The organism is Amycolatopsis sp. NPDC104775, from assembly GCF_055583325.1.
Genome location: NZ_JBVJOE010000003.1, coordinates 847,615 through 862,727 on the forward strand (window position 1 = coordinate 847,615; position 15,113 = coordinate 862,727).

The window sequence follows — 15,113 nt, forward strand, 5'->3', positions numbered from 1 at the left end:
CCACGGTCCGGCCGGGCTCGCGGGCTCAGTCGTGCTGGACGGTGCCGCCGTCGACCGTGGTGCTCGACGCGCAGTTGTACGGCGAGATGCCGTGCGCGGAGTTCTCGCCCGGCGAAAGGACCGGCACACCGATGCCGTCCAGCGAGTCGCGGACCGGGACCTGAACGCCGAGGACGTTGACGTCGTTGTCGCAGACGCCGAGGGTCCCGGTGACGTTGTGCAGCACGTCGGTGTTGCTCAGATTCACCAGGCCGACCTGGCCGTCCCGGCCGTAGTGGTCGTGCTCGTCCGGGGTACCGGCCGAGGCGATCCCGCCGAACAGCAGAGCGCCGGCAGCCAGAGCGGTGGTCAGGAAACCGATTTTCTTCAACATGAGGATACTCCTAGAGGCTGAGGGATGAGCAAAAGGAATGGCGATTCTTTATCACCAGAGCGTTCCGGAACGCTGCGCGCAATAACTAATTTACCGTTACTCGGCAGCAAATTCCACTTCGTTCCACTATCGTGTTAAGCGCACTATGAAGTTCGGGATCCGGCGCCCAGCCGGGAAGAATTCATGCCAAATAGACCTGGGCACCAGGTTGGTCCGTATTTCGACATAATCTTGCTAACCGGAAAGGGGACGGAGCTATTGATTCTCCGGCCCCTTCCCGGGCATCAACGGCCGGTCATTTGCGGACAATGCCGGTGAGCCGGGCAGCGAGTTTCTGCACTGCCGACTGAGGTGTCACGTCGTCGCCGGAGAAGGGGGAGGTGCCCCCGTCGAGCGGCATTCGCTGGAGCCGCGGCACCAGCGGCAGAGTGGTGGAGCCCGGTTGGGTCAGCAGTCGCGTGGGCAGTACCGAGTCAGTGAGCGGCAGTTGCCCCAGCAACGGAAGACCGGTCAGCGGCGAACCCAGGTTCGGGACGACCGCCCGGTCGCCGCGATCGAGAGCCGCGGCCGGGGGCGTGCCCGGCACCTGGGGCATAGCCGGATTTTGGGCCAGAGCCGGGTTCTGGGACAAGGCCGGGTTCTGAGCCAGAGCTGGGTTCTGGGCCAGAGCCGGGTTCTCGGACATAGCCGGGGTCTGAGGCGGCTGCGGCGTCTGGAGTTTCACCGGCCGCACCGGCACGACCGGGGACGCCGTGGCACTGGGAACGTTCGCCAGCGCACCGTCGTCGGCAGCACCGGGCGTGGTGCTCAACCCTCCGCGCACGGGCAGCGGCAGGGCAGGGAGATCACCGTTGACCGGGGTGATTGTGGTGTCCGCCGGCCGCGACGCCGTGTTCCGCACTTCCTTGAGCAACGGGAGGACGGGAAGGGTGGGCAGATCGGTGGCCTTCAGTTCGTGCCCGATCGGGACGTTGATCTGCGGTTCGTCGGAATTCGCGCTGGCCGTCGACGAGTACCGCAGCAGCTGCGCCGGCACGGTGAACACCGGCGAGACGGACTGCGGGGTCCGCACGCCGTTCTCAACATCGGGCACCACCGCGCGCACCACGGACGGCAGGGAGGTGGCCTCGCCAAGGTTCGCGGGAGCCAACTGCTGGAGCCGCTCGGCAAGGCTGGCGACCTCAGGTGTGCCGGCGTGCAGATCCAGCGGCGAGGCGGGGACGTCGGGGTTGACGTTTTCGTCCGCCGACGCGATCCCGGTGCCGAGCATCAGCAGGCCGCCGGCGACAAGGGTCGCCCTCAGGCCGAGCTTCATCCAATTACGCATGAGACATACTCCTTGAAATCATTCGAATTTTCGGAAAAAAGGTACTTTCACAACGCACGGCAACAGCCGCGCAGCGCGAAAAACGGAATCAAAGGGCACGTGGCCCGCAGGTCAGAGAAGTCCGGGCGGATTCGCCGGATCGCCGACGCGGCGAGGGAAGACCGTGCTTCAGTCGGGCGTTACGCCAGGCTGGCAGGCGGTATCCGTCACCGATCGATGGGCCGCGGGGCGGCGGGTTTCGGCGCGAGACTGGTGGCGCGCCAGGTTGCCGGACAGAGTCGCGCCACAACCGTCATTACCGTTGGGCGCGGCCGTCACCGCGGCGGTCGAGCCGACACTCGGAGACGGCGGCAAGGGCAGGGGCAATTGCCCGTGCCGCGTGCCGGTTTCGCGCTCGGCGTCCACAGGCGACCGAACCGCACCACGGTCGGCAGGGCCGGCCTCGGGTGTGGGACGCTCGGAAACGACCGTGCCGGGCACGGCACCGTTCCGGACCAGGTCCGTGGCCGCGGCCACGACAGCATCGCCGCGCGCCGCGGATAGGTCCACAGTGGACACCGAGTTGACCGGTGCCGCCGCGGCCTGCGCGGCAGGTCGGCGGGGCATCGACTCAGTTCCATTGTCCAGCAAGGTCTTGCCGGTTTCCTCCAGCACGGCACTGGTGGCAGCGAGAGCCCGGCCGGGAATGTCCTGGCCGGCCCGGGGACGCTGGACCTGCGCCGCGGTGGCGAGCAGGTGACGCACCGGCTGGGCGACGTCATGGACGACGCCATCGAGCCGGCCGAGCTCGCCCTCATCCGGGGCAGGATCGGCCGCGGACAGCACCGCGGCCACCGGCGCCTCGGCAGTCTCCGGCCCGATCAGCCCAGGCGGGAGCAGGGTGTCCGCACTGGCCGGGCCGCTGGTGACCGCCCAGGCCACCGCAGTGGCCGCGACCGCACCACCGACGATGACGAGCGCGCGCAGCAAAAAGCGGCTGACACCTGTGGTGTGCCGCGCCTGCTTTCGCACTCTCTTCACCGCCCCGGATCTCATCAAGCCTTGCCGAGCCCACGAACGTCCGCGTTCGAACCGGTCCGATACCCACACCGGACCCTGCTGATGCGGAAAACATACAACCACATCCGGTGCTTACCTCCGCGCCGCACACCCTGCGTTTACCGCTATTGCGCGGCGCGATTTCCCCCTGCGACAGCATCGATTTCCCGCTGACCAGGCAAAACTGGCCCGAGGAATATTCACCGGCACCGCATCGCCAAGCGCGCTACCGCCACCCGGGGCAAATAGCACCACCAGGCAGCGATTCACCCGGCCTAGTTACCAGCCCAAAAGAAATCGCGGCATCCCGGGACACGCCGGAGTGAAAACAATGCGGATCCACCGGACGCGGCGAGTCCCGGCACCGAGAAGGGGGCGGCGATTGGGACCGAACCGGCGTGCCTCGGCCCTCGCGGTGCGGAGCGCGAGATCCGTTGGCAGTTGGCCAGAATCCTGTTCCGCTTACCCGGGGCGCACGGTGGGATCCCGTCTTGCCGCTGCCGCTGGAGGGAGACGTGCGCCCGCCCCGGCGCTCTGGAACCGGCACCGTGGCGACGGGCAGCGAGTAAGCGAACTCGCGTGCCCCCGATCGCAGGCTTCCCGAGATACGTGCGCTCCCGGGGGCTGGGTTCTTTCCGTTTGGCCAGAACAGGTCGTTCGGTGAGTTCTTGTCGCAGTTCTTCGGCCAGCACGCGCCCAGTCGCCGCGGACTGAATCACTCCGCTGCCGGACGTTCCGGCAATCACCTCATCGAGTGGGAATGAACCTGACCGGACCGGGAATCCGTGTCTGGTGGAACCGAAAGCGGTTTCATCAGAGGAGTTCAGAAAGGAAACCGGCCCGCCACGACGGCTGCGGAGATGACTTGCACAATCCCGACAGGCCTTCGCACCTGAGACCGACCTCCGCATGCCCCGGTCGCGACCAGAGAAGCCGCAGCACGTGCGACACAGGCACCGTGGACCGGGAATGGGTTGCTAAGTGTGCGACGTCGCCGTTGTGGTGCGTGACCGTGCCGTCCGAGTGGATCGGGTAGATCACGGACAATCCGTGCGTCGAGCAGGAAACCCCTGCGCCACTGGAGAAAGAGCCGCTTAAGGCCATGCTTCACCGCATCGGGTTTGCCACGCCGGACTTCAGCACGAAATCTCCAGATCGAGCGTGTCCCGACACTGTCCTTCGATCTTGGCGAGGTTGGCCTCGTCCATGACCGCCTGTGTCTCCGCCTCGACGTTGAACCTGTGCTCGGCCGCTGAACGGATGGCGTCCATCCGCGCCGGTTCGTCTCGGAAACGTGCCTGTGTCTCGAGGTCGTAGACCTGTTCGTCCTTCGGCATGACGTAGGGCGGGGTGCGGATCACCGCCAGCACGCTCTCGGCCACGTCGACGGCGTAGGGGAGAACCTGCGCGGCACTGGCGCTCGCGCCGACGACCACCACGCGTCGACCTGCCAGGGAGATCGAGTCATCCCATTGCGCCGTGTGGATCACTTCGCCGCGAAACGTCTCGCGTCCCGGAAGGTCAGGAATGCGTGGAGTGCTGAGCGAACCGCTCGCCACGATCAGGAACCGGCACGACAGCGATCCGCCCTCGGCGGTACGCAGGTTCCACATCCCCGCGCATTCCGCCCAATTCGCCGACACCAGCGTGGTGTTGAACCGGACGCGGTCCCGGACTCCCAGATCATCGGCCACCGTGTTGAGGTAGGCGAGAATCTCGTCCCCCGGCGCGTAGCTGCGCGTCCACGTCGGGTTCGGAGCGAACGAGAGGCTGTAGAAATGCGCCGGGACGTCGCAGGCCGCATTCGGGTATCGGTTGTCCCGCCACACCCCGCCCAGTTCCGCGGCCCGCTCGAGAATGACGAAGTCGTCCCGGCCCTCGGCCAGCAGGTCGTGCGCGGCGCAGATTCCGCCGAAACCCCCACCGACTATGACAGTCTCGTAGTACTCGATCACGATGTCACTCCCACATTGGCTCTGCTCAAGCGGTTCTCGCGCGTGGCGGGCCTCAGGACACCCGGTGCCCGTCAACCTCGTTCCAACACTCCACGCTGCCGATGAGGGGCGTCCAAGGCTTGTTTCGCATGCCGTGACGCGTTTCAGGCATCACGGCCCGTCGAGCGGGTTACCTTGTGTGTTGTGCACCCGACCGACGCGCTGCCACCGGCCGAGTTCGACCTCCGGCTGGTCCGCTATTTCGCAGTGGTCGCCGAGCAGCAGCACTTCGGCCGCGCCGCGGAATTGCTGCACGTCACCCAGCCGAGCCTGAGCCGTCAGATCCGGACCCTTGAGCAGCGCGCCGGTGCCCGGCTGCTCGACCGCGACCGGCAGGGGCACCCGCCTTACCCCCGCCGGAGCCGCTTTTCTGGCCCACGCCAGGCAATTGCTCGCCCTCGCCGCGACGGCTGCGGCGGAAGCCCGTGCGGCCGCGGTGCCCAGCCGGGTCACCGTTGGCTACACGCGCGGGCTGATCATCACTCCGGCAGTGCGGCAACTGCGCCACCACCACCCCGAGGCCGAAGTGCACACCGTGCACCTGGAACTGTCCGAGGTGCGGGCGGCCCTGTTCGGTCACCGTGTGGACGCCGTCGTGACGCGACTGCCGTTCGCCACTGACGGGCTGCACGTCACCGTCCTGCACGAGGAACCCCGGGTGCTGCTCGTGGCCGGGGACCACCGGCTGGCCAGCCGGGAATCGGTCACCCTTGATGACATCGCGACTGAGCCCATGCCGAGGCTGCCGGATGCGGAGTGGGACTCGTACTGGCGTGTGGACCCTCGTCCGGACGGCACCCCGGCACCTGACGGTCCGCTGATCGGCCACCTCGAGAACTCGTTCGAACTGATCGCCTCCGGGCAGGCCGTCGCCATCGTGCCCGCCGGGCTGCGTGCCGACCGCACCCGCCCGGATCTGATCTCGATCCCGCTGCGCGGCTTTGAGCCCTGCCAAGTGGTGCTCGCCACCCGCGCCGGGGAGACCGCGCAGTTGGTGACCGCGTTCCGCGAGGCCGCCCAAGCCCTGCTGTAGCGGGCGGGCCACCCATTTAGCGACCGCGGTTCGATCATGGTGCAACGCTGCCCGGCAGATCCCCCGAGCTATGACGGCTGCGCCGCGAGACCCCGGGGTTCAGCACGGGGTTCGAGCCGTTCGCCAGGGCGATTGAATCGCTGAGACGACTTCCCTAAAAAGTCACGCCGCGACCAACGTGGAAGCCTCGCTGCGACCCGCGAATCAAGCGTCCTCGTGCAAAGTCTGCGAAGGAAGCTCCTCATACGCCGCCCGATAATGCGCCGTGAACGCACTAGGCCGCGTATACCCCCACCGCGCCGCGACCTGCGTAACCGTCGTCTCCCCCGGTGTAGCAGCACGCAGCTCGGCCCGCGCGTGGTCGAGGCGCACGCGGCGCAAGTAAGCCATCGGCGTAGTCCCGAGATGCCGACGGAACGCCAACTGCACCGCCCGCGCCGAGACGCCAGCCGCTTGGGCTAGGTCGGTGGCCGTGACATCCCGGTCGGGATTGGCCTCGATGAACGCGACAGCGCGGCGCAAAGCCGCCGGATGGGCGTCGAGGTCACTTCCGGCTCGCTCGTCCAGCGCGGTCGTGGGGAACGCGGTGAGCACCGCCGCGGCGAGATGCTGGGTCGCGGTGCTGACCAGCAGCGGATGGTCGGCGATGTCGGGAGCCGAGAGGACCTGATCGCGCAGGTACGTGATAGCGGCGCGCAGGTGCTGAGCACCGGCGGCGGAAACCGGTTTGTGGTCGAGGAGCTGGACCTGGTGTTCGGTGCCAGCGACGCGGGTCAGCACGGCCGGGTCGAGCATGGTGATGCTGTAGCGAGCCCGGCAGATGCGACCGGAGTACGGGAGGTCGGGCGGGGCGAAGGAGAACAGGTCGCCAGGGGCGAAGTCCGCGGGTTCGGACCATCCGGCGACTTTGTGGTCCTCGATGGTTCCGGCTTCGATGTCGCAGAGGCAGATCCGGCCGAGCGGGTTGACGTCGTAGCTCATGTCGAAGTGCAGGTCGAGCTCGTCGGCGCTCACGTCGTCCGAGGCGACGCGTGTGATGTGAGCGCCTGCGTCGCGGCTGCCGCTGCCGATGCGCATCGGGGCGTAAGAGTTGCTGAGGAACTCTTCGGTGCGGTCCAGGTCGTCGCTGTCGAACACGACGCGTCCAGGAACGGACATATACGCAAGCGGCCCTTCGTCCCACGCCGACAGCTCTCCGCCGGCACCGTGCAAGGACCCTTCGGTTACCCGCGCGGTTCGGAGGCCAAACCACGGATTCCGAGCTGGGCGCACGCGTCGTCAATCGTGGTGGCGAGGTTAAGCAGGACGTCGACCCGGGTGACGCGCAGCGGGCGCAGTATGGCCCGATTGGTGCCGGTCACGATGATCAGCTTGCGGTTCCGGGTGGTGGCGGCGCGGTGGGTGTCGAGCATGAGCGACATCCCGACGACGGCCATGAAGTCGAGGCCGGCGCAGTCGAGCACGATGTCGCGGCCGCTGCGCAGCTGGGTGCCGAGCACGTCGGCGAGGTCGTCGGCGGTGGCCAGGTCCAGTGCGCCGCTCAGCCGCACCAGTACGAGGGAGCCCACGGCTCCGCTCCGGATCGCCAGGTCGCCGGGGCGCAGCGGCCGTTCGGTCGTCTCGGACATCAGCAGTGTTCTCCCTGTGGTTTGTGTGGCCAACGCCGCAAAAGGGATCGTTTCCCGAAGGCACCGCTGAATCTCATTGCTCGGTTTCCGGTCTCTCCGTTCCGGAAGGATCTGGGTTGTCTCCACCGTGCATGGCTCGCCGGGGATGGGCTAGCGGCTAAACCGAACATCCGGGCTATCCGGAAAACGAACCGGTCAGCCGGGCAGCGTCCGGTGCAGCTTGGCCGGATCGGCACGGGTCACCGCCAGCGGCGCGGACAGTCGCCAGCCGCTCTCGTACGCCTCCGCGAAGCGTTCCTCGCCGAGGGCCACCTGGCCACGGCTGCTGAGCTCGCGTACCTGCAGGTCAGTATGGTCGTGCGCGCCGCGAAGGCGGGCCGCCGCACCGAGGATCACTGCCCCGTCGAGGTATCGGCCGTACAGCTCGGCAAGGCCCGCGACGGTCACTGCGACCGTGGCCACAATCGGCAGGTCCTTGCTGCTCACCGCGGCTGCGTACGCCCGATCCAGCGCGGTCTCGGCACCGGGGCCGTCGCCGAGCTCCAGGCAAAGTTCAGCTCTTACTGCGCTGACCAGCGCTTGGCCGTGGTCTCCGCCGAACGGGAGTCGCGCGGACAGCCCGGACTCGGCCGCTTCGATCAGCTCGCGAGCCCGGGCCAGGTCACCGGTTCGCAGGCGGAGGCTGGCCTCTCGGGCGTCGAGCAGGACCACGGTCTCGGGCATGGTCGAGCGCCGCGCGCGGTCCCGGGTCACCGCGATCATCGCCGCGGCGTGGCCGGTTTCGCCGAGCCTGGCGTGCAGGTCGATCAGGCGCAGGTCGATGAACGTCGATTGGCGCCTGGGTGCTCGACTGGACGCGCGCGCAGGCGGCGGCGATGCGGCCGGGCGCGCACGGCCAAGCGGTGCAAGGCGTCCTCCGCGACCTGCTCGACACTCGCGACGGAACGACCTATGTGTACGGGAAGATGTCCGGCGCGTCGCTCCGGTACGACCTCGGCGGCGAGCATCCGCTGATCGGCCGCTACGCCCCGGATTTCCAGGTGACAGACGGAATTCGTCTCAGCCCTCCCGAACGCCCGGTGATACTACCGCCGAAATCCTTGCTGTGCCTCGAGATTCTCGCGATACGCCGTCCGTTCTGGACTGTCCGAGTGCAGCGCGCGGTCGTCTCGGACCAGTCGCCGGATGCGGTTGAGAACCGGCTCGGGGGTGACGCCCGCGGCAGCGGCGAGCAGACCGACATAGCCGGGTACGGCGATTTCGGCGCGGCGGCTGCGCACCGAATCGACGACCGCCCTGGCGACGTCTTCCGGCTGCACCTTCGGGATCGGCCGCATGTCCAGGCCCGAGGCGAGCGCGGTGTCGACGGCCGACGGAAGCACGGCGGTGAGGCTCACGCCCGCGTCCGCGAATTCCAGGCGGGTCGCGGCCGTCAGCCCGACCACGGCGAACTTGGTCGCGTTGTACACGGCCAGTCCCTTGACCGGGAACTTGCCTGCCAGCGAAGCGACGTTGACGACGTGGCCGAAACCGCGTTCGACCATGCCGGGCAGCACCAGTTTCATCCCGTTGAGGACGCCGCCGAGATTGACGTCGATCTGCAGCCGATCGGTGGCGTCGGCGAGTTCGAGGAAGCCGCCGTTCGGCATGAGACCGGCGTTGTTCACCAGCACGTGCGACGGTCCGTGGGCCTTCTCGGCCGCGGCGAGGAAGGACGCGAACGAGTCGCGGTCGGCGACGTCGAGATGGTGGCCGGTGCCGCCGGTCATCTCGGCGGTTTCCTCGGCGGCCGCGTGGTTGAGATCACCGATCGCGACGCGCGCTCCCTTGCTGGCGAACAACTTCGCGATCGCGCGGCCGATCCCGGCACCTCCGCCGGTGATCGCGACGGACGCGCCGTCGAGGTCGATCTTGGGGTAGCTCATCGGGTCGCTCCTTGCTCGATGGCGGCGCGCACGCGCGCTGGGGTCAGGGTGCGGCAGGCGCGGAGCACGTCGGCGCGGCGGCGCAGGTCCATGAAGTTCGGACCCATGACGTCCAGTTCGGCCTGTCCGGGCTCGATGCGCAGCACCCGGATTCCGGCGGCACGGAGCTGCTTGACCTCGGCGTCGACGCGCCGGGTCATCGCGCGCCGGGCGACCCGTTCGATCCGGGCGAAGCCGCGGCCGCGCGCGCCGCCGGAAGTGGACATCGGCGGAATGAGCACGACTTCTTCGACGCCGGTCGAGAGGACGAGATCAGCGGACGTCGGCGAAACCGTTCCGCCGTCGACGTAGTCGCGGCCGTTGATGGCGACTGGCGGAAACCATCCCGGAATGGCCCAGGACGCGGCTATGGCGGCACCGAGGTCAGACCGTTGCGAATTCCCGAAGGCGACCCGCTCCCCCGTGCGGAGGTCGGCCCCGACAAGCCAGGTCCGCGGATGCTCGACCCAGCCGTCGGACTTAGCCAGCACGGCACCGAGATCGCGCAGCCATCCAGCGTCTCCACGTCCCCTCGGCAACACTCCCGCCAGCCCGGCCAGCAGGTCGACCCGGCCCCGCAGCACCGCAGCAGTGAGGCCGAGACCAGGCCAAACGGGTGTCGGCAACGGCGGAAGCATGCCCGGATGCTGAGCGAGGTGATGCGCGACGCGCTCGTCCGCGGATTCGCCGAGCAGCGCGGCCATGACCTCGCCGACGCCGATGCCCGAGCCGAGAAACGCCGCCATCTCCGCGCCCGCCGACGTGCCGACCAGGACCTCCGCCTCGCGCGCGTCCCAGCCCAGCTGGTCCTCGACCGCGGCGAGGGCGGCGGTGGTCCAGGCAAAGCCGAGCGTGCCGCCACAACCGAGCACCAGTGCGCGTTTGGTCATCGGACCACCTCTGCGGAATCGCGTGTCAGTGGTGGAACCGTATGTCATTTTCGCGGCCGGGGCAATGCGCTCAGGCGAGGACGGCGCTGCTGACGACCTTGTTGCGGCCGGTGTTCTTCGCGTGGTAGAGCGCCTGATCAGCCGTGTGGACGAGCCGATCGATGTCGGAGCCCGCCTCGGGGTAGGTCGCGACGCCGATCGAAACGGAGAGCCCGTCGATCGTCTTCGTGCAGTTCGCGGCGGGCACCTCCACGACGAGCCGGGCGATGGCTTCGCGGACGCGTTCGGCGACGACGCGGATGTCGGCCGGGCGGATGTCGGGCAGCAGGACTACGAATTCCTCACCGCCGAACCGCCCGACGGAGTCGTATTCGCGGACCGCGCCGGTGATCGTGGTGGCGACGGCGCGTAAGACGGCGTCACCGCTGAGGTGCCCGTATTCGTCGTTGATCCGTTTGAAGCGGTCGAGATCCACCATCAGCACGCCGAAACTGGAGCCGGGGGTTCGCTGGGCGCGGCCGAGTTCGTCGGCGGCGAGGGCGTGCCAGCCGGTGGTGTTGAAGAGCCCGGTCTTCTCGTCGGTGGTCACGGCGATTTCCAGCTGCTTCACCAGTACCGCGCGGTGGATGACCAGCAGCGGCGGCAGAAGGCAGACAGCCAGCCCGGCCATGACCGTCACGGCGAGCGCGGTCAGGATGCCGAGGCAGAGGGTCGCGGCTTCGAGCAGGTTGTCGCCCCAGCCGCCGAAAAGAGAGCGCAGCGAGCGGTCCGGCGGGTCCAGCCCGGGGACGGTGATGAGGGCAGCGATCACGAAGTAGGCGGCGGTGACGAGGACGAGGCTGCCGAAGCCGGTCCAGCCAGCGTGCAGGACGGCGTCGAGGGTGGGAGTGGGCGTCCAGGAGAGAACGAGCGCGGTGGCCTGGCAGGTGACGACGACCAGGGCGGCGTTGAACACGACGCGAAACGCGGAGACCCGCCGGACGCGGTACGGGCTGCGGGTGGCCAGATGGAGGTAGAGGATCGCGACGAGTGCGGTGACCAGGGCGGACGGGAGCACGAGCACTCCGGCGAAGCTCCACACCGAGGTCAGGTTGATGTGCGGGGTGCCGGACCGGAGCCGGAACCGTTCGACCTCGCGCCCCAGTTCGGCTTGCAGCAGGCCGCATCCGGTCAGAAGACCGAAGACGAGCAGGTCCCAGCCGGAGAAATGGTCGGTGCGGAAAGCGATCGCGGTTCCGGCCACGGCGACGGTCTCGATCAGGAGGCAGTAGGCGATCAGGCTGGGCCGCTGGGTCCACAACTTCCACCGCGCCAGCGATGCCGCGGCGCGAAAAGAACGCGACGATCTGCCCGCGATATCGGTTTCAGCCGTGCCCAACTCGCTGCCCCCTGCCGCCCCTCCGACCGGCGCGCCCCCCGACGGTCATCAACGGTAGTCGGCAGAACCCGCGCTGTCAGCTGAGTTCGGGAAACTGCGTGCGAGGATGGATAGCTCTCGAATTCCGCTGCGAAAAGCGCAGCTGCTTAGGGGTTCAGGACACCGATCTCATCGATGCTGAACGAAGGGAGTCAACGGATTCCAGAGTTCCTCGCAGTGATGCTGGCGCGGGATCTCAGTGGTGAGCTGACTGTCCCCGGCCGCATTGAGCACCAGGACCGCCGGATGGTCCTTAGTGTAAGGATCCCATTGCGGCGTACCGTCCACAGTGGGGTTCCCGGTGCGCGCGAAGCCCGTCCACTGCGCCAAAAGCTGGTCGGAGAGCACCTGCTGGTTGGGTGTCAACTGGACGCCGTTCGGGAACAGCAGCAACCATTCGGCGATGTGATAGGCGCCATTCGGTTTGGTGGGATCGACGAAGAACTGCGGCGGCACATCGGTGTCGTCGACCTGGTAAGCGAAAACTGGAATATGCCGAGACAGTCGCTCGTCGTTGAGCACTGCGGGACAGACTGAGTTGGAGTCGGCGACGGCAGTCCGGTAGGCCAGATACGGGGCCGGGGAAGGGTATCTTTTCAACGGATAGGTCTTGCGGACCTCGTCGGCGTGCTTTCCGTACTGCTCTTTGAGGAATTTCTCGTAATCGGCAGCAGTCGAGGCGAACGGCAGTTGGGTTTCGTCGCGGTCGACGCCGTGCATCAGCGTTACGTGATTGACGTGTCCGGTAGCGAAGGCCTCGGCGGGCGACATCGGCAGCGTCTTGCCGTCGACGATCGGCGCGACCGTGCCGTTGTCTGGATTTCTCCCGTGGTCAGCCTGTTTGACCACAGTTCGCGCGGGCAAAGCACGCAGGCAGGCGGCGGTGGAACAACCGAGAGCCGCGGCGAACCGCGCACCGGCTTGCTGTGCCTCTTTCTCCGTGGGCAGTTTTGCTTTGCAGTCCTGGGTTTGCCACACCGTGTCGACGCCGAGCAGCGAGTTGTACTCCCCGCTTTGGCTGATACCGCGCTGAAACAGCCCGGCCGACGTCGGCGAAGCGGTGTGCGCGCAGACGCTCGAACCGCCCGCGGAATCCCCGTAGATGGTGACGTTGTGCGGGTCGCCGCCGAACTTCGCGATGTTGCGCTGGACCCAGCGGAGCGCGGCTTGCTGGTCTAGGAGCCCGTAGTTGCCAGCGTGCGCGCCGAACGATTCATGGGCCAGGAAGCCGAAAATCCCGAGCCGGTAATTGACCTCCACGCTGATCACGTGCCCCGCACTCACGAGCCTGCTCGCGTCCTGCGGTTTCCACAGCAGGAAGCCGCCGCCGTGAATCTGCACCATCACCGGAAACGGGCCCGGACCCGCATTGGCCGGTACGCGCACGGTCAGGTTGAGGCAATCCTCGTCATCCGACCCAGGCCCGGTGCCGGGCGGCTGCGGACACTGATTGCCCTCCGCCGTCGCGGCGAACGGCTCGGTCCAATGCACAGGCCGCCGCGGCGACGCCCAACGCAACTCGCCGACCGGCGGCGCGGCATAACGAATCCCTTGCCACGACTTGATATCCGCACTCGCTACCCCACACACCGGCCCGTCATCGGTGGTCACCGCGGTGCCCGGCGAACACGCTGGCGCACTCACCCTGTCGGCCAGCGCTGACGATCCAGCCAACGACATCACGACCCCCGCGACAGCCGCCAGGACAGCGGGCGTCCTTCCGACGAATCTCATCCCGTCCTCCTTCGCTCCCGCCTGGCCGGGGAGGCCGAACGAACGACGAGCAGCACCACGCACCGAACAGGCGATTTGGGCTCGGACCGACGACCGACTGGGGTCGTCGCTTCCAGTCTGTCCGCCGCGAGGGGAGGCACAACCTCCGTTCGGGCGCGCGGGAGGTGTCAAATTCCCGGGCACGATGGTCTTTGTCAGGGATCACCAGCACGAGACAAGCGAGTCAAAAGCCTTTGGGCCAGAAGGGTTCTCCGGCGCACGAGCCTAGCCGGACGAGAACGGCTTACCTCGCCGTGCTCAAGGCCGCGGTCAGCTCCGGCCCTACCGCGCGGACGTCCGGGTGGGCGTGCCACCTCCGCAACACCACCGCGAGCTTCCGCAAATCGGTCCGGATCGTCGCGGATCCGAGCTGGGCGATCTGCGCCAGCAACGGCTGCACCAGCCGGCACGCCTGTTCCAGGTCCCCGGACGCCGCATAGGCCAGGCACAACCGCAGGCCGAACCGAGCGCGGGCGCGCACGGCACTGACGGGAATCCGCGCGAGCTCTCTGTCCAGAACTTCAGCCGCCTCCGCCGGACGGCCCAGGTCGTAAAGGCACCAGCCGGTCGCGACGCCGACCGGGTCGGTGACCTGCGACGTGCCGACAACCGGCCCGGTCGGCATGCCGTCAGGCTCCTGCAACCAGGTTCGTGCCCGGTCCAGCGCGCGCAAACATCCGTCCGGATCTCCGGCGAGGGCGCGGCCTTGGGCTTCCCGCTGCGCCGCGAGCCCGAGTATTCGGGACGGCACGTTCGTTCTCTCCTGCGCCCGACGCGCGAGGGCGACGGTCTCCGCTCCGTCACCCCGGTACATGGCGATCAGTGCTTGCCGGACCAACGCGTAGCTCGACAGGAAGTCGTCGCCGGCGACCCCGGAGACGCGCACTGCCCGCGCGGTCCACCAAGCGGCGGCATCGTCGTCGCCGGACTCCTGGGCCATCCAGCCCGCGTATTCCGCCGTCCGTGCGGCCAACGAGGCCACTCTCGGCAGCGCCCGGCCGTCCACTTGCGTCGCGAGTGCACGCAGTGCCTGCGCCTGCCCTACCACCATCGGCAACACGATCTCCGGGGAAGAAGACTGTCCCAAGGCCCGGGCAGCGTCGAACAAACGCCGATGCTGAAGCAATTGTGCTTCCGCGTCGACGGCTACGACGCCAGTGCCGGACACCTTGAGCCCGGCGATCACCGCCATTCCGCCGAGCAGCACGTCTCGCCGTCCAACCGGATTGAAGGCACCACCGCCCTCAGGCATCATCGTCATCACCCACACTTCCTCCTCGGTTGCCCCGGCCGCGCTCGGCCGGGAAGATCGCTCGGTTTCGCCGGCGAGTTCGATCAGGTCCCCTCCAGCGCCGAGCAAGGCGTCGCATTTCCGCACGAACTCCGGCGACGGCGCCTGCGCCCCGGTCTCGACCCGGCTCACGTGCCCCTTGCTGTAGTAGAGCCGACGGGCGAACTCGCTGAGCGAAAGCCCTTCGGCGATCCGCATCGCACGCACTCTTGACCCGAACGTCTCCGGCACGGAAGACATCTGGCGCACCGCCCTTCGTCGATTTCCCATCTTGCCCGACCGGCAATCCTCGATCATCGGGGTTGCCGTTCCCGGCGAAATCTGGAAACAGGAAACGATCGATCGGCACAGTGCGATTTCGGCTAGCGAAAAGATCCCTTCGGGC

13 protein-coding genes and 1 pseudogene are annotated in these 15,113 nt (G+C 67.8%); 2 read left to right on the plus strand and 12 right to left on the minus strand.

Going from position 1 to position 15,113, the window contains the following annotated elements; genetic code table 11:
• Nucleotides 1-25: 25 nt before the first annotated feature.
• The 4 genes from ACZ63D_RS18065 to ACZ63D_RS18080 form a co-directional block, all read right to left on the minus strand.
• Nucleotides 26-373, minus strand: a complete 348-nt coding sequence (locus tag ACZ63D_RS18065) for a hypothetical protein (RefSeq protein ID WP_465355425.1) — start codon at nucleotides 371-373, stop codon at nucleotides 26-28.
• Nucleotides 374-668: 295 nt separating this feature from the next.
• The gene (locus ACZ63D_RS18070) at nucleotides 669-1,700 is read right to left on the minus strand and encodes a hypothetical protein (RefSeq protein ID WP_465355426.1); all 1,032 of its coding nucleotides are present in this window, start codon (nucleotides 1,698-1,700) and stop codon (nucleotides 669-671) included.
• Nucleotides 1,701-1,868: 168 nt separating this feature from the next.
• Nucleotides 1,869-2,720 carry a hypothetical protein gene (locus tag ACZ63D_RS18075; protein WP_465355427.1) on the minus strand — a complete coding sequence of 284 codons (852 nt, stop codon included), beginning with the start codon at nucleotides 2,718-2,720 and terminating at the stop codon, nucleotides 1,869-1,871.
• A gap of 1,154 nt (nucleotides 2,721-3,874) precedes the next feature.
• Entirely contained in the window at nucleotides 3,875-4,693 is an 819-nt protein-coding gene (locus tag ACZ63D_RS18080) for a flavin-containing monooxygenase (protein ID WP_465355428.1), read from the minus strand.
• 246 nt (nucleotides 4,694-4,939) lie between these two features.
• Here ACZ63D_RS18080 and ACZ63D_RS18085 point away from each other — a divergent pair.
• Together ACZ63D_RS18085 and ACZ63D_RS18090 are read left to right on the plus strand one after the other, a co-directional pair.
• Nucleotides 4,940-5,008 (plus strand): annotated as a pseudogene (locus ACZ63D_RS18085) (LysR family transcriptional regulator); the annotation flags it as partial.
• Between the two features lie 112 nt (nucleotides 5,009-5,120).
• Nucleotides 5,121-5,765 carry a LysR substrate-binding domain-containing protein gene (locus tag ACZ63D_RS18090; RefSeq protein WP_465355429.1) on the plus strand — a complete coding sequence of 215 codons (645 nt, stop codon included), beginning with the start codon at nucleotides 5,121-5,123 and terminating at the stop codon, nucleotides 5,763-5,765.
• 204 nt (nucleotides 5,766-5,969) lie between these two features.
• Here the strand turns inward: ACZ63D_RS18090 and ACZ63D_RS18095 are convergent, their stop codons facing one another.
• From ACZ63D_RS18095 to ACZ63D_RS18130, 8 genes are all read right to left on the minus strand, one after another.
• A complete protein-coding gene (locus ACZ63D_RS18095; RefSeq protein ID WP_465355430.1) occupies nucleotides 5,970-6,923 on the minus strand; it encodes a helix-turn-helix transcriptional regulator in 954 nt (317 codons plus the stop codon).
• A gap of 65 nt (nucleotides 6,924-6,988) precedes the next feature.
• Nucleotides 6,989-7,393 (minus strand): STAS domain-containing protein, encoded by a 405-nt coding sequence (locus ACZ63D_RS18100; RefSeq protein WP_465355431.1) that lies wholly within the window; start codon nucleotides 7,391-7,393, stop codon nucleotides 6,989-6,991.
• 195 nt (nucleotides 7,394-7,588) lie between these two features.
• Nucleotides 7,589-8,155 (minus strand): hypothetical protein, encoded by a 567-nt coding sequence (locus ACZ63D_RS18105; protein WP_465355432.1) that lies wholly within the window; start codon nucleotides 8,153-8,155, stop codon nucleotides 7,589-7,591.
• 323 nt (nucleotides 8,156-8,478) lie between these two features.
• The gene (locus ACZ63D_RS18110; protein ID WP_465355433.1) at nucleotides 8,479-9,318 is read right to left on the minus strand and encodes an SDR family oxidoreductase; all 840 of its coding nucleotides are present in this window, start codon (nucleotides 9,316-9,318) and stop codon (nucleotides 8,479-8,481) included.
• Nucleotides 9,315-10,247, minus strand: coding sequence for a patatin-like phospholipase family protein (locus tag ACZ63D_RS18115; RefSeq protein ID WP_465355434.1), 933 nt, complete (start codon nucleotides 10,245-10,247; stop codon nucleotides 9,315-9,317). The genes ACZ63D_RS18110 and ACZ63D_RS18115 overlap by 4 nt, the downstream gene beginning before the upstream one ends.
• A 70-nt stretch (nucleotides 10,248-10,317) precedes the next feature.
• Nucleotides 10,318-11,547, minus strand: a complete 1,230-nt coding sequence (locus ACZ63D_RS18120) for a GGDEF domain-containing protein (RefSeq protein WP_465355435.1) — start codon at nucleotides 11,545-11,547, stop codon at nucleotides 10,318-10,320.
• A gap of 246 nt (nucleotides 11,548-11,793) precedes the next feature.
• Complete coding sequence (locus ACZ63D_RS18125; RefSeq protein ID WP_465355436.1) at nucleotides 11,794-13,398, minus strand: carboxylesterase/lipase family protein; 1,605 nt, start codon at nucleotides 13,396-13,398, stop codon at nucleotides 11,794-11,796.
• Nucleotides 13,399-13,681: 283 nt separating this feature from the next.
• Complete coding sequence (locus ACZ63D_RS18130) at nucleotides 13,682-15,025, minus strand: helix-turn-helix domain-containing protein (protein ID WP_465355437.1); 1,344 nt, start codon at nucleotides 15,023-15,025, stop codon at nucleotides 13,682-13,684.
• Between the last annotated feature and the right edge of the window lie 88 nt (nucleotides 15,026-15,113).

Excerpts from the sequence above, each read along its gene's own strand:
- ACZ63D_RS18065 (WP_465355425.1), bottom strand. The coding sequence starts at position 373 with ATGTTGAAGAAAATCGGTTTCCTGACCACCGCTCTGGCTGCCGGCGCT.
- ACZ63D_RS18070 (WP_465355426.1), bottom strand. The coding sequence starts at position 1,700 with ATGCGTAATTGGATGAAGCTCGGCCTGAGGGCGACCCTTGTCGCCGGC.
- ACZ63D_RS18095 (WP_465355430.1), bottom strand. The coding sequence starts at position 6,923 with ATGTCCGTTCCTGGACGCGTCGTGTTCGACAGCGACGACCTGGACCGC.
- ACZ63D_RS18100 (WP_465355431.1), bottom strand. The coding sequence starts at position 7,393 with ATGTCCGAGACGACCGAACGGCCGCTGCGCCCCGGCGACCTGGCGATC.
- ACZ63D_RS18105 (WP_465355432.1), bottom strand. The coding sequence starts at position 8,155 with ATGATCGCGGTGACCCGGGACCGCGCGCGGCGCTCGACCATGCCCGAG.
- ACZ63D_RS18110 (WP_465355433.1), bottom strand. The coding sequence starts at position 9,318 with ATGAGCTACCCCAAGATCGACCTCGACGGCGCGTCCGTCGCGATCACC.
- ACZ63D_RS18115 (WP_465355434.1), bottom strand. The coding sequence starts at position 10,247 with ATGACCAAACGCGCACTGGTGCTCGGTTGTGGCGGCACGCTCGGCTTT.
- ACZ63D_RS18125 (WP_465355436.1), bottom strand. The coding sequence starts at position 13,398 with ATGAGATTCGTCGGAAGGACGCCCGCTGTCCTGGCGGCTGTCGCGGGG.
- ACZ63D_RS18130 (WP_465355437.1), bottom strand. The coding sequence starts at position 15,025 with ATGATCGAGGATTGCCGGTCGGGCAAGATGGGAAATCGACGAAGGGCG.